The organism is Pseudomonas sp. P7779 (assembly GCF_013386315.1).
Classification (GTDB): Bacteria; Pseudomonadota; Gammaproteobacteria; order Pseudomonadales; family Pseudomonadaceae; genus Aquipseudomonas.
In genome coordinates this window covers 67,485-83,101 of record NZ_JACARZ010000039.1, presented here as the reverse complement: position 1 = coordinate 83,101, position 15,617 = coordinate 67,485, and the positions used below count along the sequence as shown (strand labels likewise).

The 15,617-nt window shown below is 61.1% G+C and carries 16 protein-coding genes; 11 read left to right on the top strand and 5 right to left on the bottom strand.

Annotation, left to right across the window (positions count from 1 at the left end; genetic code table 11):
- Positions 1 to 2: 2 nt before the first annotated feature.
- Positions 3 to 515: a hypothetical protein gene (locus HX869_RS12965; protein ID WP_178903160.1), complete on the top strand. Its 513-nt coding sequence runs from the start codon at positions 3 to 5 to the stop codon at positions 513 to 515.
- Positions 516 to 601: 86 nt separating this feature from the next.
- Here HX869_RS12965 and HX869_RS12960 read toward each other — a convergent pair whose 3' ends face one another.
- From HX869_RS12960 to HX869_RS12945, 4 genes are all read right to left on the bottom strand, one after another.
- Positions 602 to 1,006, bottom strand: a complete 405-nt coding sequence (locus HX869_RS12960; RefSeq protein WP_178903159.1) for a type II toxin-antitoxin system HicB family antitoxin — start codon at positions 1,004 to 1,006, stop codon at positions 602 to 604.
- A gap of 55 nt (positions 1,007 to 1,061) precedes the next feature.
- Complete coding sequence (locus tag HX869_RS12955) at positions 1,062 to 1,244, bottom strand: type II toxin-antitoxin system HicA family toxin (protein WP_003211022.1); 183 nt, start codon at positions 1,242 to 1,244, stop codon at positions 1,062 to 1,064.
- A 185-nt stretch (positions 1,245 to 1,429) separates the two neighbouring features.
- Positions 1,430 to 2,683 carry an amidase gene (locus tag HX869_RS12950; protein ID WP_178903158.1) on the bottom strand — a complete coding sequence of 418 codons (1,254 nt, stop codon included), beginning with the start codon at positions 2,681 to 2,683 and terminating at the stop codon, positions 1,430 to 1,432.
- 10 nt (positions 2,684 to 2,693) lie between these two features.
- A complete protein-coding gene (locus tag HX869_RS12945; RefSeq protein WP_178903157.1) occupies positions 2,694 to 3,119 on the bottom strand; it encodes a VOC family protein in 426 nt (141 codons plus the stop codon).
- Positions 3,120 to 3,232: 113 nt separating this feature from the next.
- Here HX869_RS12945 and HX869_RS12940 point away from each other — a divergent pair, with 113 nt between their 5' ends.
- Positions 3,233 to 4,099, top strand: coding sequence for a LysR family transcriptional regulator (locus tag HX869_RS12940; RefSeq protein ID WP_003211026.1), 867 nt, complete (start codon positions 3,233 to 3,235; stop codon positions 4,097 to 4,099).
- A 42-nt stretch (positions 4,100 to 4,141) separates the two neighbouring features.
- On the opposite strand, the gene HX869_RS12935 is transcribed toward HX869_RS12940, so the two are convergent.
- Complete coding sequence (locus HX869_RS12935; RefSeq protein WP_178903156.1) at positions 4,142 to 6,502, bottom strand: glucose/quinate/shikimate family membrane-bound PQQ-dependent dehydrogenase; 2,361 nt, start codon at positions 6,500 to 6,502, stop codon at positions 4,142 to 4,144.
- 161 nt (positions 6,503 to 6,663) lie between these two features.
- Here HX869_RS12935 and HX869_RS12930 point away from each other — a divergent pair, with 161 nt between their 5' ends.
- The 9 genes from HX869_RS12930 (at position 6,664) to pqqE (ending at position 15,616) form a co-directional block, all read left to right on the top strand.
- Positions 6,664 to 7,146: an Lrp/AsnC family transcriptional regulator gene (locus HX869_RS12930; RefSeq protein WP_050543199.1), complete on the top strand. Its 483-nt coding sequence runs from the start codon at positions 6,664 to 6,666 to the stop codon at positions 7,144 to 7,146.
- Positions 7,147 to 7,313: 167 nt separating this feature from the next.
- Complete coding sequence (locus HX869_RS12925) at positions 7,314 to 8,996, top strand: NAD(P)/FAD-dependent oxidoreductase (protein ID WP_177020672.1); 1,683 nt, start codon at positions 7,314 to 7,316, stop codon at positions 8,994 to 8,996.
- A gap of 10 nt (positions 8,997 to 9,006) precedes the next feature.
- The gene (locus HX869_RS12920; protein ID WP_003211036.1) at positions 9,007 to 9,801 is read left to right on the top strand and encodes a carbon-nitrogen hydrolase family protein; all 795 of its coding nucleotides are present in this window, start codon (positions 9,007 to 9,009) and stop codon (positions 9,799 to 9,801) included.
- A gap of 51 nt (positions 9,802 to 9,852) precedes the next feature.
- Positions 9,853 to 12,225, top strand: a complete 2,373-nt coding sequence (gene pqqF, locus HX869_RS12915) for a pyrroloquinoline quinone biosynthesis protein PqqF (protein WP_178903155.1) — start codon at positions 9,853 to 9,855, stop codon at positions 12,223 to 12,225.
- Positions 12,226 to 12,384: 159 nt separating this feature from the next.
- Positions 12,385 to 12,459: a pyrroloquinoline quinone precursor peptide PqqA gene (gene pqqA, locus HX869_RS12910; protein WP_003194766.1), complete on the top strand. Its 75-nt coding sequence runs from the start codon at positions 12,385 to 12,387 to the stop codon at positions 12,457 to 12,459.
- 77 nt (positions 12,460 to 12,536) lie between these two features.
- Positions 12,537 to 13,448 (top strand): pyrroloquinoline quinone biosynthesis protein PqqB, encoded by a 912-nt coding sequence (gene pqqB, locus HX869_RS12905; protein WP_003211040.1) that lies wholly within the window; start codon positions 12,537 to 12,539, stop codon positions 13,446 to 13,448.
- Between the two features lie 11 nt (positions 13,449 to 13,459).
- Positions 13,460 to 14,212, top strand: a complete 753-nt coding sequence (gene pqqC / locus HX869_RS12900) for a pyrroloquinoline-quinone synthase PqqC (protein ID WP_003211042.1) — start codon at positions 13,460 to 13,462, stop codon at positions 14,210 to 14,212.
- A complete protein-coding gene (gene pqqD / locus HX869_RS12895; protein WP_003211043.1) occupies positions 14,209 to 14,484 on the top strand; it encodes a pyrroloquinoline quinone biosynthesis peptide chaperone PqqD in 276 nt (91 codons plus the stop codon). The genes pqqC and pqqD overlap by 4 nt, the downstream gene beginning before the upstream one ends.
- On the top strand, positions 14,477 to 15,616 hold the full coding sequence (gene pqqE, locus HX869_RS12890; protein ID WP_008434380.1) for a pyrroloquinoline quinone biosynthesis protein PqqE: 1,140 nt from the start codon (positions 14,477 to 14,479) through the stop codon (positions 15,614 to 15,616). Before pqqD ends, pqqE begins: the two co-directional genes overlap by 8 nt.
- Position 15,617 lies beyond the last annotated feature (1 nt).

Here is a 15,617-nt window from a genome sequence, read left to right as displayed (position 1 = left end):
CCATGCATCAGCAAAAACGCTCGCCGCGCAACGCAATCCACAGCCTGGGCATGCGTGCCACAGCCGCCGTCGCAATCACCCTCGCAACCTTGAGCGGCGCACAAGCCGCCCCCGCCGCCACTGACTCCATCAAGGCATTCAAGCTCTGCACCGGCGCCGACAACAATTCGCACGTACTGGAAGGCACCATCGACCAGAGCATGCGCAATGACGTGACCGCCATTCACTTCAAGCAAACGGCGGCGCATTCCTCGTATAGCTGGCATAACGACCCGGAGCCACAGTACGTCATGACGCTGTCCGGCACCCTGGCGTTCGTGACACGCGGCGGTGAGAAGTTCACGTTGCATCCGGGTGAAGTACTGATCGCCGAAGACAACACCGGCACAGGGCATCGCTGGAATCTGGTGGACGATCAACCGTGGCGGCGAGGGTACGTGGTGCTGAAGCCGGGCGCGCCGGATTCATTTATCCCGAACGATGCTGCCGCTGCGAAGGTGTGCAAGGGGTCGTAGTCTCGCTGATCACACCTCCTCGAATAAAAGAAAGACTTACGCTTTGCGGCGTAAGCCTTTTTTGTACTGCGTGCTCTACCGGCCCGTTATCGAACGGAAAGTTCGCGCAAAGCCGCCGTCGCCAGGAACCCAGAGCGCGAGGCATAGCGATGGTCTTTTTGCACTCGCTCATCGATACGATTCAAAAGTTGCTCAGGCAGTGAGGCGTTGAACCTGACTGACTTGCCCAGGTAAGGAGTGAGATCAAAGTCGATCACCGCCCACACGCCACCCGCAAAGTCCGGATTCTCCAAATGGACGTCGACCTCTCTAGCCTGAGGAAGCCGCTCCTCATCAGCAACCAATCCCTCGAGGTGCAGCGCTAAAGCTTCGCGGACATTATCCAGAGCTTCGGAAAAGGTTGTGCCCGCAGAAAAGCAACCTGGCACGTCCGGGACGGTCACGCTGTAATCTGAATCAGCGTCTTTGTGTATCACCACTGGAAATTTCATTTTTCCTCCTTTGAATGAGCCGCAGCGGGATCATTCACCACATAACCTACGGTCATCACTTCAGGCCTGCTGATTTCAAAATGCTGTGCAAGGTCCCCTTGGCTATCTCTGATTTAGGATGAGGAACCGTCACCCGGCCGGGCTTGGTTGAGTGCTTGAATTGATGGTGACTGCCTTTCGCCGCCACCTCAAACCATCCATCCGCCATCAGCAAGTCAATTACCTCTCTGCTTCTCATCGCGCCCGCTCCGCAGTGTGTATCTTACACACCGAAGGTATCCTGCAGCATCTTTTATACACACAGGACACACCAATGAAAAAAGCCCGCTCATTTCTGAACGGGCTCATGCGAAGAATATGATGACTACGCCTATCGCCGCTTCGCCAGCGAACTAATGTCAGTTTTTGTGCCTTGACTGACTCTCAGCTTACCAACGCATTAACAATGACTTGCGCCGTACCTAGCAACGGCGCATCCCCTCTAAACGCCCCAATCACCTGCAACCCCACCGGCAACTCCCCTTCCCCACGCATCACCGGCACATTCACCTGCGGCAAGCCAAAAGCGCCCCAGAACTTGATGAAGTCCGACGGGCCCGTGGTCGCCAACCCCACCGGCGCCAGCATCCCGCAGGAAACACTCAACATCGCATCAAACGGCTGGCAGATTTGCGCAAGCTGCGGGGCCAGTTGTACCAAGCGGGCCTTGGCTGCCGACTCCTGCTCCCAACTCGTCGTCTGGGCGCGCTCGATCATGGCCAACGTCGAGTCGCTGAGTAGTTCGGGATGAGACTGAAACTCCTTGGCCAATGAACGGGCACCTTCGCAATCGTTGATCAACTGGTGATCGTCGAATACTCCGTCGAACGCTTCAGGCAACACGACCTCACTGACAAGAGGCCCCAACCGTGCAACCGCTCGTTCAATAGCCTCGGCCACCAACGGCTGCACATCCGACCAGCGAGAGGTACGGCAGAAACCAAGCCGCAAGGGCCGACGCCCCGCCTCAACAGCCGGAAACCCCGGGATCAACACCCGCGCCACCCGCTCAAGATCACGCACCGAACGGCCATACCAACCCACGGTATCGAAGCTCGGCGCCAGGGGTTTCACGCCTTCCAGCGAGACCAGTCCAAACGAAGGTTTGAAGGCAAACAACCCGCAATAAGCCGCAGGCTTGAGCAACGACCCCGCCGTTTGGGTACCCAACGCCAACGGGAAAAAACCGGCCGCCATCCCCGCCGCGGAACCCGCGCTGGAGCTACCCGGAGTGCAGGACAAATCCAGCGGATTACGCGTCGGCCCCGTGTTCATGTAGGCAAATTCGGTGGTGTGGGTCTTGCCCATGATGATAGCGCCCGCCTGGCGTAGCAGCGTCACCACATGGGCATCCCGCGATGGACGATTACCCTGGTAAATCGGCGAATAGAATTCCGTTGGGTGGTCGGCGGTATCGAAGATGTCCTTGATCCCCACGGGCAAGCCCGCCAGCGGACCGGAACAGCCTTCAAGCTGCAACGCCTGCTCGCGCACCGCCTCAGCGTCGAAGGATACAAACGCCTGGATATCTGGTTCGTCGACACCTATGCGCGCAAGAAAGTGTTCAGCAACCAAAGCCGGCGTAATTGCCCCCGAACCCACCGCCTCGGCGATGCCCGTCGCATCCAGGCCATTCATCAAAGCGCCCTCACTTGGCAAACAACTGCCCAATGTCCTTGAACGCCTTGAACTCCAACGCGTTGCCGCACGGGTCAAACAGAAACAACGTCGCCTGCTCGCCCACCTGGCCTTTGAAACGAATGTGCGGCTCCAGCACAAATCGGGTATTGCGTGCCTGTAACCGCTCCGCCAGCGCATGCCAATCATCCCAGCTCAGCACCACGCCAAAATGCGGCACCGGTACATCGTGGCCGTCTACCGCATTGGTGTGCGCCGCTTCTTGAGAAGCAGTTTTCGGATGTTCATGGATGACCAGTTGATGGCCGAAGAAGTTGAAGTCCACCCAGTGATCACTGGCGCGCCCCTCCTCCAGGCCGAACACGTCACCGTAAAACTGCCGCGCAGCCGCCAAGTCGAATACCGGAATTGCCAAGTGAAAAGGAGCCAGTGCCATCAGGTCTAACCTCTATGGGTATTAAGTCCTTGCGAGTCTAGCCTTGCCGTAACCGATGGAAAGACGATAGTTTTCGCAGCGAGCTCAAATTATTTCGATCAATCGAGACGCCCATGCTGCGGGAACTGAAAACCTTTATCGCCGTTACCCGCCATGGCACGTTCGCCGCAGCGGGCATGCATATCGGGCTGACACAATCGGCGGTGAGTGCGCAGATCCGTCAGTTGGAGCAGGTGCTCGGCGTGCAGTTGTTCGACCGAACCGGGCGCCAGGCCACGCTGAACGCGGCGGGGATCCGCGCGCTGCCGCTGGCCAGGGAGATTCTCGAGACGTTCAACCGCATGGCTGTGCCGGTGGATGCCAATGAGTACAGGGGCGAGTTGAAGGTCGGCGCCATCACCACCGCCCAGACCGGCCTGCTGCCCCAGGCCCTGGTGCGTTTGCGCCAGGCGGCGCCGACGGTGGAGTGCAAGTTGGTGCCGGGAGTTTCCCTGGAGCTGCTCAGCCAGGTGGATGCAGGCGAACTCGACTCGGCGATCATCATTCGCCCACCCTTTGACTTGCCCAAGGAACTGCACGTGCAACTGCTGCGCAGGGAGCCGTTTGTGTTGATCGCGCCGCTGACGGTCGAGGGGGATGACCCGCTGCAACTGCTCGCCGCTCATCCTCACGTGCGCTACGACCGGGCTTCGTTTGGCGGGCGGCTGGTCAGTCGCTTTCTGCGGGATCAGCGGCTGGACGTGCAAGTGGCGCTGGAACTGGACGAGATCGAGGCGCTGGTCAAAATGGTCGAATGCGGCCTGGGCGTTTCACTGGTTCCCCACGCCGGACTATGGCTGGACCGATCCCCGCAGGTGCGTGTCATCCCGCTGGGCGAGCTGACCTTTAACCGGGAAATCATCCTGCTGAGCCGCTACAGCCAGCGCAACCTTCCGGTGCCACAACTCTTTGCCCGATGCCTGCTGGCAGACACGATCTAAGACGCAAAAAAAAGCCGCACATCCGTGCGGCTTTTTCACGCCCTATTTCTTGGGCAACGCGTAGGCAATCACATAATCCCCACGGTCCGGCGACTGTCGCGCGCCGCCAGCGGTGAGCACGATGTACTGCGTGCCGGTCTTGGGCGACACGTAGGTCATCGGCCCCGACTGGCTACCCACCGGCAGCCGTGATTTCCAGATCTCGTTGCCGTTGCCGGTGTCGAAAGCGCGCAGGTAGAAGTCCTGGGTGCCGGCGAAAAACAGCAAGCCGGACTGGGTGGCCAGGGACGCGCCGAGGGTCGGCATGCCGATTGGAATCGGCATGTGCATGCGGATGCCCAGCGGCCCGGTGTCTTCAACCGTGCCCACCGGCACTTGCCACATCAGCTTGTGGGTTTTCAGGTCGATGGCCGACAGGGTGCCGAACGGCGGCTTCTGACACGGAATGCCCGCCGCCGAGAGGAAGCGCTCGCGCATTGCACCGAATGGCGTACCTTCTTGCGGCACCACGCCCATTTCGATGCCACTGGCACCGGCGGCAATCTTGTCGCGCGGGATCATGTAGTTGGCCAAACCCAGGCGCATGTCGTTGACGAACATGTAGTGGGTGTTCGGGTCCACTGACACGCTGCCCCAGTTCATTCCGCCCAGGGAGCCCGGGAATTGCAGCGCGCGGTCCAGGCCTGGCGGCGTATAGACGCCCTGGTGGCGCATGCCCTTGAACTGGATGCGGCACATCAACTGGTCAAACGGCGTGGCGCCCCACATGTCGGATTCGGTCAGTTGCCGATTGCCGATCGAAGGCATGTCCACCGAAAACGGCTGGGTCGGCGAATAGCGTTCGCCGGGCACATTGCCCTGGGGCACCGGACGCTCTTCGACCCGGGCGATGGGCACGCCGGTTGCGCGGTTGAGCAGGAAGATTTCACCTTGCTTGGTGACTTGGGCCAGTGCCGGTTGCACGCCGCCGTTGCCATCCGGAATGTCGTAGAGCAGCGGCTGTGCCGGCAGGTCGAAGTCCCACAGGTCGTGGTGAGTGGTCTGGAAGTGCCAGCGCACTTGGCCGGTCTTCACGTCGATGGCGACGATGGAGGAGCTCCACTTGTCGTCATAGGCGGTACGTTCACCGGCGAAGAAGTCCGGGGTGGCGTTACCGGTGGGCAGGTAGACTAGGCCGAGCTTGGCGTCGTAGGACATGGCCGACCATACGTTCGGCGTGCCCCGGGTGTAGGTCTCTCCTGCAGGTGGGCGTTTGGTGGTGTTCGGGTTGCCCGGATCCCAGGCCCACACCAGTTCGCCGCTGTGCACGTCAAAGGCGCGCACCACGCCTGGCGGTTCACCGGTGGAGAAGTTGTCTGCCACACGCCCGCCCACGATCACCACATTGCCCGCCACCAGTGGCGTCGAGGTTTGCTGGTAATAACCGGGCTTCACTTCGCCCATGTCGGTCTTCAGGTCGACAGTGCCGTGGTCGCCGAAGTCTTCGCAAGGCGCGCCGGTTTCAGCATTGATCGCAATCAACCGGGCATCGCCGGTCGGCAGAAACAGACGTTTCACACAGGCTTTGGCGCCGGCGGGTTGCTCGCTGGCACTGCTGTCGAAATACCCCAGGCCACGGCAACGCTGCCAGTTGGGGCCGCTGCCCTGGGGATCGAATTTCCAGCGTTGGGCACCGGTATCGGCGTCCAGGGAAAACACTTTGCCGTAGGCGGTGCACACGTAAACGCTGTCACCGATCTGCAGCGGGGTGTTCTGGTCTTCGGCACCGGCGCCATTGCTCTCGGGGATGTCACCGGTGTGGAAGGTCCAGGCCACCTGCAACTTGTCGATGTTGCCTTTGTTGATCTGGTCCAGCGCGGCAAACCGATTGCCGGCGGTGGTGTTGCCCCAGTGGGCCCAGTCTTTTTGCTCGGTGCCCGGCGTTACCGCAGTCACCGCAGGCTCACTGCTGGCCTTGACCACGTGGGTCGGTACAAACATGTACGCCAGGGTGGCGACCACGCCCAGGCCCAGCAGCCCGGCAACGCCATAGGCGCCGCGCCCGGGTGTCGATCCCGAAGCGCGGGCGAGCTGTGGATAAATCAGCGCGACTACCAGGCCGATGACGGCGAAGGTCAGGACTCGCGAAACCAACGGCCAGTATTCCAGACCGGTATCCCACACCGCCCAGATCGCAGTCAGCACCAATGCCACGGCGTACAGCCATGCGCCCTGAGGCCGGCGCTTGGCGATCAGCACACCAGAGACCAGCATCGCCAGGCCCATCAGCAGGAAATACCAACTGCCGCCCAGCACTACGAGGTAACCGCCACCGCCTGCCAAACCCAGGCCGATCAAGGCGATCAGCAGGCCCAGCCCAACCAGCAACCATCTGCTGCCGGTAGCAGCTCCAAAGTTATTCATCGCGCAAACGTCCTTCCTGTATACCTAACGCAAAATAATGTACCAAACAGTTACTTTTCACAATCTGGCACAAAATAATGTGTTCGATCAGCGGCGAAAATAAATTCCCGGCCGGGCGGGCAGTATCGCCAGGACCGAGCCTGTAACATGCTCGCCCATTGATGCCCGCGCCGGAGAACACCTTGCCCGCCTCTCACCCTCCCGTCCTCGATGAAATCGATCGCCAGTTGATCGCCGCCTTGCAGATCAACGCGCGTGAAAGCGTGGCCATGCTTGCCCGGCAACTGGGCATCGCGCGCACCACCGTCACCTCACGCCTGGCGCGCCTGGAAAAAACCCAGGTGATTACCGGCTATGGCGTGCGCCTCAGCCAGCGGGTGGTGGACGGTGGTTTGCAGGCCTACGTGGGGATCACCGTGCAACCGCGCTCCGGCAAGGAAGTGCTGCGCCGGATCAGTGCCATGGCGCAGGTTCAGCAGTTATGTGCGGTAAGCGGCGAGTTCGATTACGTGGCCTGGCTGCGCACCGATTCGCCGGAACAGCTGGATCAACTGCTGGACCAGATCGGCAGCGTCGATGGCGTGGAGAAGACCACCACCTCGATCATCCTCAGTAACAAACTGGATCGCGGCCAACCAATCTGACCAGCAAGCTCGTCACTCTGACTAAAAACAATTCAATCCGACGACACATTGCGTCTTATTAACGAACGCTACGCTCCCTAGAATGGCTGCCATCTTTTCCTATACTCAGCGGGTCGCGCCCCGCCGAGCCGCCAGCAAGGTCAGCCATGAGCATTCCTTCCAGCACCATCAGCAAGACCAATCGCCACCCGGCAAACGGCAAGAAGCCCATCACTATCTTTGGCCCGGACTTCCCGTTTGCCTTTGATGACTGGATCGAACACCCGGCGGGCCTGGGTAGCATTCCGGCGGCCAACCACGGCGCCGAAGTGGCGATCGTCGGCGCCGGGATTGCCGGGCTGGTAGCCGCCTATGAGCTGATGAAGCTGGGCCTTAAACCCGTGGTGTATGAAGCCTCGAAAATGGGTGGCCGCCTGCGCTCCCAGGCGTTTGAAGGCGCCGAAGGCATCATCGCGGAACTGGGTGGCATGCGCTTCCCGGTGTCCTCCACCGCGTTCTACCACTATGTGGACAAGCTCGGGCTGGAGACCAAACCCTTCCCCAACCCGCTGACGCCGGCTTCCGGCAGCACGGTCATCGACCTCGAAGGCCAGACGCACTACGCACAGAAACTCGCTGACCTTCCTGCACTGTTCCAGGAAGTGGCTGACGCCTGGGCCGACGCCCTGGAAGCCGGCTCGCAGTTCGCCGATATCCAGCAAGCCATCCGCGACCGTGACGTACCGCGCCTGAAAGAGCTGTGGAATACGCTGGTTCCGTTGTGGGACGACCGCACCTTCTACGACTTCGTGGCGACCTCCAAAGCGTTCGCCAAGTTGTCCTTTCATCACCGCGAAGTGTTCGGCCAGGTCGGTTTCGGCACCGGCGGCTGGGACTCGGACTTCCCCAACTCGATGCTGGAAATCTTCCGCGTGGTGATGACCAACTGCGACGATCACCAGCATCTGGTGGTCGGCGGCGTCGCCCAAGTGCCCATGGGCATCTGGCGCCATGTGCCGGAGCGTTGCGCCCACTGGCCCGAAGGCACCAGCCTCAGTTCCCTGCACAACGGTGCGCCACGGGCCGGGGTCAAGCGCATTGCCCACGCCCCGGACGGCCGTTTCGCCGTCACCGACAACTACGGTGACACCCGCGAATACGCCGCCGTGCTGACCACCTGCCAGAGCTGGCTGCTGACCACCCAGATCGAGTGCGACGAAACCCTGTTCTCGCAAAAGATGTGGATGGCCCTGGACCGCACCCGCTACATGCAGTCGTCGAAGACCTTCGTGATGGTCGACCGGCCATTCTGGAAGGACAAGGATCCGGAAACCGGCCGCGACCTGATGAGCATGACGCTGACGGATCGCCTGACCCGCGGCACCTATCTGTTCGACAACGGTGACGACAAGCCGGGGGTGATTTGCCTGTCCTACTCCTGGATGAGCGATGCGCTGAAAATGCTTCCGCAACCCATCGAGAAACGCGTGAAGCTGGCTCTGGATGCGCTGAAGAAGATCTACCCGAAAGTCGACATCGCCGCGCGGATCATCGGCGACCCGATCACCGTGTCATGGGAAGCCGACCCACATTTCCTCGGCGCTTTCAAAGGCGCACTCCCCGGTCACTATCGCTATAACCAACGGATGTACGCGCACTTCATGCAGAAGGACATGCCGGCGGAGCAACGCGGTATTTTCATCGCCGGTGACGACGTGTCCTGGACCCCGGCGTGGGTTGAAGGCGCCGTGCAAACCTCGCTGAACGCGGTGTGGGGCATCATGACTCACTTCGGTGGCAGCACTCACCCGCAGAACCCGGGGCCGGGGGATGTGTTCGACGAGATCGGGCCGATCGCACTGCCCGAGTAAGGAGTTGCCCATGCGTGTTGCCCTGTATCAATGCCCACCTTTGCCGCTGGACGTGGCCGGTAATCTCAAGCGCCTGCATCAGTTGGCGCAAGAGGCCACCGACGCCGACCTGCTGGTACTGCCGGAGATGTTTCTCACCGGCTATAACATCGGCGTGGAAGCGGTCGGCGCCCTGGCTGAAACCCAGGACGGCCCATCCGCACAGTCCATCGCCGCGCTGGCGAAAAACTCGGGCGTGGCGATTCTGTATGGCTATCCGGAGCGCGGTGCAGACGGGCAGATCTACAACGCCGTGCAGTTGATAGACGCCAACGGCCAACGCCTGTGCAACTACCGCAAGACCCACCTGTTTGGCGACCTCGACAACTCGATGTTCAGCGCCGGGGACGATGATTTCCCGCTGGTGGAATTGAACGGCTGGAAGCTGGGTTTCCTGATTTGCTATGACCTGGAATTCCCGGAGAACACCCGGCGCCTGGCGCTGGCCGGGGCGGAGTTGATCCTGGTGCCGACGGCCAATATGGTGCCCTTCGATTTCGTCGCCGATGTGACCGTGCGGGCGCGGGCTTTTGAAAACCAGTGTTATGTGGCCTACGCCAATTACTGCGGGCAGGAAGGCGAGATCCAGTATTGCGGGCAAAGCAGCATCGCCGCGCCGGATGGCCAGCGGATTGCCCAGGCCGGTCTGGATGAAGCGCTGATCGTGGGCACACTCGATCGGCAGTTGATGGTCGACTCACGCGCGGCCAATCGCTACCTGCTGGACCGTCGTCCCGAGCTTTATGGGGCGTTGCACAAGCACTGATCCCGGCTGCTTTGCGCTAGCATAGGCACTTCCTACGTTTCGGAAGTGCTCATGCCTGCGCCGGCCCACCCTCATCACCTTCAATTGACCCTGGCCAGCGGCCTGCGGGTTTCCTTGCATCATGCGCCGCGCTTGAAGCGCGCCGCGGCTGCCTTGCGCGTTGCAGCGGGCAGCCACGATGTACCCCTGGCGTGGCCGGGACTGGCGCATTTTCTTGAGCATTTATTGTTCCTGGGCACCGGACGTTTTCCTGCAAGCGACGGGCTGATGGCCTACGTCCAGCGCCAGGGTGGACAGGTGAATGCCAGCACCCGCGAGCGCACTACCGACTTTTTCTTTGAGGTGCCTGTTACGGCATTTGAAGCCGCACTGGAGCGCCTGGGGGACATGCTCGCCCATCCGCGCCTGGCCCTGGAAGACCAGTTGCGTGAGCGCGAAGTATTGCAGGCGGAGTTTATTGCCTGGTCGCAAGATGCCACGGCGCAACAGCAACAAGCGTTGCTGGGAGGTGTTGCGGCGGGTCATCCGTTGCGCGCGTTTCATGCGGGCAACCGGGATAGCTTGCCGGTAGAGCGTGAGGATTTTCAGCAGGCCTTGCGGGATTTTTATGAAGGTTTCTATCATTCCGGGCAGATGACCTTGAGCCTTGCGGGCCCTCAGTCGCTGGTGGAGCTGGAGGCATTGGCGCATCAGTTTGGCGCTGCGCTGAAGACTGCACCTCTGCGGCGACAGACGCCGGCGCCCGCGTTGCTGGCCGGCAATCAACGTACTTATCAACACACCGATGAACACCACTGGCATCAGGTGGTGGCAAGCGACGCTTCCCCTGAGGCGCTGGATTTCCTCTGCCTGTGGCTGAACACTTCGGCGCCCGGCGGGTTGCTCGCCGAGTTGCAGTCGCGGCAGTTAGTCAGTGCCATTAACGCAACGGCGCTGTATCAATTTGCCGGACAGGCGTTGTTGGATATCAAGTTCACCCTGGACACTCAGGGTGCGCAGCAGACGACACTGATCGAAGAACTGCTGCACGACTGGCTGAGCTTTTTCGCACACAGTGACTGGGCGCCCCTGCGGGAAGAGCACGCCTTGCTGCTTGCTCGCAAACAACAGGTCAGTGGTGCCCTGGCATTGGCCCGGCAGGACAAGGAACTGGTCCTGTCCGAGCAGAGCGCCAGCTCCCTCAAGACCCTGCTGGACTCGCTGCAATTGCCGCCGTCCCGGCACGCCTGGCAACTGCCGCCCACCAATCCGTTCCTGCAGCCGGCAGCCAGGGAAGAGCGCCCGGGGCTGATTCGCGGGCAAACCAGCGCCCATCGCGGCCTGCGCACGTTCGCCCAGGATCGCTCCCGTGGGCGGAAGGATCTTTCGGCGCTGACCTTCAGCCAGGCCTTGCCAGGTGACACAGATGAAGGCGCGCTCTACCTGCGCTGGCATCTGGATTCGCCGCTGGATGCGGAGCTTTTCCCACGGCTGCGTGAGAACGCCAGCCAGGCTGGCGTTCAGTTGTCTTTCGAGACAATCGGCGGTCACTGGCAGCTGAAGATGCTAGGGCTGCACGAACCCATGCCCGCGATATTGGAGGAAGTGGCACGCGAGCTGACCCGGCTCGACGAAAATGCCGGAGCGTCATCCTCCCCGGCGCCGGCAATGGCGATCCGGCAGTTACTCAAGGCATTGCCCGGGTATTGCGCCGACATCCAAGCTGCACAGCAGGTTGCTGGGCGAGACCGATGGTCAACCGCTCGCTGGCAAGGGCTCGCCGTGGGGCTGCCCGCCGCCTGCGAGACGGCGATAAAAAGTGCAGCCGGGAAACTGCCCGGCCAACCGCAAGCGGCTATCAGCGAACTGCCGTCAATCAGCAGCCAGCATCGTTGGCACGAAGTCAGGACCGATTCCAGCGACGCCGCGTTGCTGCTGTTCTGCCCGACAGCCACACGCTCCCTGGCGGACGAGGCTTGCTGGCGTCTACTCGCACATCTGGTGCAAGCGCCGTTCTACCAGCAACTGCGTGTTGAGCTTCAATTGGGCTACGCGGTGTTCAGCGACATCCGACAGTACAGCGGGCAAACCGGCCTGCTGTTTGGGGTGCAATCCCCAAGCGCGTCTCTTGCGCAAATACTTGATCACCTGCAGGCGTTCCTGAAGCAACTGCCCGCGCTGATCAACGCCAGCGAACTGCCGAACGATCTGGCCCGGCAATTTTCCCTCGACGCCCTACCCACTTCCCAAGCCGCTGAACTGCTCTGGCACGCGCACTTGGCAGGCCACCCGTCGGATTACATCCAGCAGCTGCAAGATTTCATCCAGACCCGCACCCGTGAGGATTTAATGGTAGCTGCACAGCAACTCAATGCTGCTGCAGGCGGATGGTGCTGTGTGGCCAATGGCGCTTGTGCCGCCGGCTCCTGGCAACGATCTGGCTGATCATTGCCGCTTCGGTAAAAGGCTTTTTCCCGCAGGACAGCGCTATCTTCAAAAGAAGTACGTAACATTCACATGCACACATCTGAACATCTCCGCTTGGAGGTGGACTATATGTATTACTTGGTAGTAAACGTCCCTTCCCTTCGTAGGAGTAAGAACATGACTTGGTCCAAACCTGCTTACACTGATCTGCGTATCGGCTTTGAAGTCACCATGTACTTTGCCAGCCGCTGATTGGCTTTGTATCGCAATGCAACGCCTCGGCTCGCCCGGGGCGTTTTTATTTTTGAGTTGTGTGTAATGGAGCGGCCATGTTTGTCCAGATTCTAGGTTCCGCCGCGGGCGGTGGTTTCCCGCAATGGAACTGCAACTGCGTGAACTGTGCAGGTTTTCGCGACGGCAGCCTGCGGGCCGAGGCGCGTACCCAGTCGTCCATCGCGATTTCCGATGACGGCGTGAACTGGGTGCTGTGCAACGCCTCGCCAGATATTCGCGCCCAGCTTCAAGGCTTCGCCCCGATGCAACCGGGCCGCGCGCTGCGGGATACCGGCATCAGCGCGATCATCCTGATGGACAGCCAGATCGACCACACCACCGGCCTGCTCAGCCTGCGCGAAGGCTGCCCGCACCAGGTGTGGTGCACCGACATGGTCCATGAAGACCTGAGCACCGGCTTCCCGCTGTTCACCATGCTGACCCACTGGAACGGCGGCCTGGCCTGGAACCGCATCGAGCTGGACGCCAGCTTCACGATCCCCGCCTGCCCCAACCTGCGCTTCACACCATTGCCCCTGCGCAGCGCGGCACCGCCCTACTCACCTCACCGATTCGACCCACACCCGGGCGACAACATCGGCCTGATCGTCGAAGACCTGCGCACCGGCGGCAAGCTGTTCTATGCGCCGGGCCTGGGCAAGGTTGACGCACCGTTGCTGGAAATAATGGCCGGCAGCGATTGCCTGCTGGTGGACGGCACGATGTGGGACGACGACGAAATGCAGCGCCGTGGCGTCGGCACCCGCACCGGTCGCGAGATGGGCCACCTGGCACAAAACGGCCCCGGCGGCATGCTGGAAGTGCTGGAGCAGTTGCCCAAGCAGCGCAAGGTGCTTATCCACATCAACAACACCAACCCGATCCTGGATGAAGACTCGCCCGAGCGAGCCGAGCTGCTGCGACGCAATGTGGAAGTGGCGTACGACGGCATGAGCATTGAATTGTAGGAGCGAGCCAAATGACTGACACACCGCTGACCACCGCCGAGTTCGAACAGGCCCTGCGCGCCAAGGGCGCCTTCTACCATATCCATCACCCGTATCACGTGGCGATGTACGAAGGCCGCGCCACCCGCGAGCAGATCCAGGGCTGGGTCGCCAACCGTTTTTATTATCAGGTGAACATTCCCCTCAAGGACGCCGCGATCCTGGCCAACTGCCCGGACCGGGAGATTCGTCGTGAGTGGATCCAGCGCCTGCTGGATCACGACGGCGCTCCCGGCGAAGACGGCGGCATTGAAGCCTGGTTGCGCCTGGGACAGGCCGTCGGCCTCGACCCGGATCAACTGCGCTCCCAGGAGTTGGTACTGCCGGGCGTACGATTTGCGGTAGACGCCTACGTCAACTTCGCCCGCCGGGCCAGCTGGCAGGAAGCCGCCAGCAGTTCCCTGACCGAGTTGTTCGCCCCGCAGATCCACCAGTCGCGCCTCGACAGCTGGCCCCAGCATTACCCATGGATCGACCCCGCCGGCTACGAGTATTTCCGCACCCGCCTGGGCCAGGCTCGCCGGGATGTGGAGCACGGTCTGGCCATCACCCTGCAGCACTACACCACCCGCGAAGGCCAGGAGCGCATGCTGGAAATTCTCCAGTTCAAACTGGACATTCTTTGGAGCATGCTCGATGCAATGAGCATGGCTTATGAACTGAAACGCCCGCCGTATCACAGCGTGACCGATCAGCGTGTATGGCATAAGGGGATCACCCTATGAGCTTCGATCGCAGCAAAAAACCGACCTGGCGCCAGGGCTATCGTTTCCAGTACGAACCGGCGCAAAAAGGCCATGTGCTGCTGTACCCGGAAGGCATGATCAAGCTCAACGACAGCGCCGCCTTGATCGGTGGCTTGATCGACGGCGAGCGCGATGTCAGCGCAATCATCGCCGAGTTGGACAAGCAGTTCCCTGGCGTGCCCGAGCTCGGTGAAGACATCGAGCAATTCATGGAGGTTGCCCGTGCTCAGCACTGGATCGAACTTGCCTGACCTGCCACCCAAGCCGGAAATCGGCCTGCCGCTCTGGTTGCTGGCCGAGCTGACCTACCGCTGCCCGCTGCAATGCCCGTACTGCTCCAATCCGCTGGATTTCGCCGAGCAGGGCAAGGAACTGAGCACGGAACAGTGGATCAAGGTATTTCGTGAAGCCCGGGAAATGGGCGCTGCGCAACTGGGGTTTTCCGGCGGTGAGCCGCTGGTGCGCCAGGACCTCGCCGAACTGATCGCCGAGGCGCGCAAGCTGGGTTTCTATACCAACCTGATCACCTCCGGCATCGGCCTCACCGAGCAGAAGATCAGCGACTTCAAGAAGGCCGGCCTGGACCATATCCAGATCAGTTTCCAGGCCAGTGACGAGCAAGTGAACAACTTGCTGGCCGGCTCGAAAAAAGCCTTCGCGCAAAAACTCGAAATGGCCCGGGCAGTGAAAGCCCATGGCTACCCGATGGTGCTGAACTTCGTCACCCATCGGCACAATATCGACAAGATCGACCGCATCATTGAGCTGTGCATCGCCCTGGAAGCGGACTTTGTCGAGCTTGCCACCTGCCAGTTCTACGGCTGGGCCCAGCTCAATCGGGTCGGCCTGTTGCCGACCCAGGAACAGCTGGTGCGCGCCGAACGCATCACCAACGAATACCGCGCCAAGCTCGAAGCCGAAGGCCACCCGTGCAAGCTGATATTCGTCACGCCGGATTACTACGAGGAACGCCCGAAAGCCTGCATGAATGGCTGGGGCAGCATCTTTCTGACAGTAACGCCGGACGGTACTGCCCTGCCGTGCCACGGAGCCCGACAGATGCCGGTGCAATTTCCCAATGTGCGCGACCACAGCATGCAACACATCTGGTACGACTCGTTTGGCTTCAACCGCTTTCGCGGCTACGACTGGATGCCCGAGCCGTGCCGTTCATGTGACGAGAAGGAAAAGGACTTCGGTGGGTGCCGCTGCCAGGCGTTCATGCTGACCGGGGATGCCAGCAACGCCGACCCGGTGTGCAGCAAATCGGAGCACCACGGCATGATCCTCCAGGCCCGCGAAGAAGCGGAGCACGCCACCCAGACCATCGAGCAACTGGCCTTTCGCAATGAGCGCAACTCACGGCTGATCGCGAAAGGCTGAG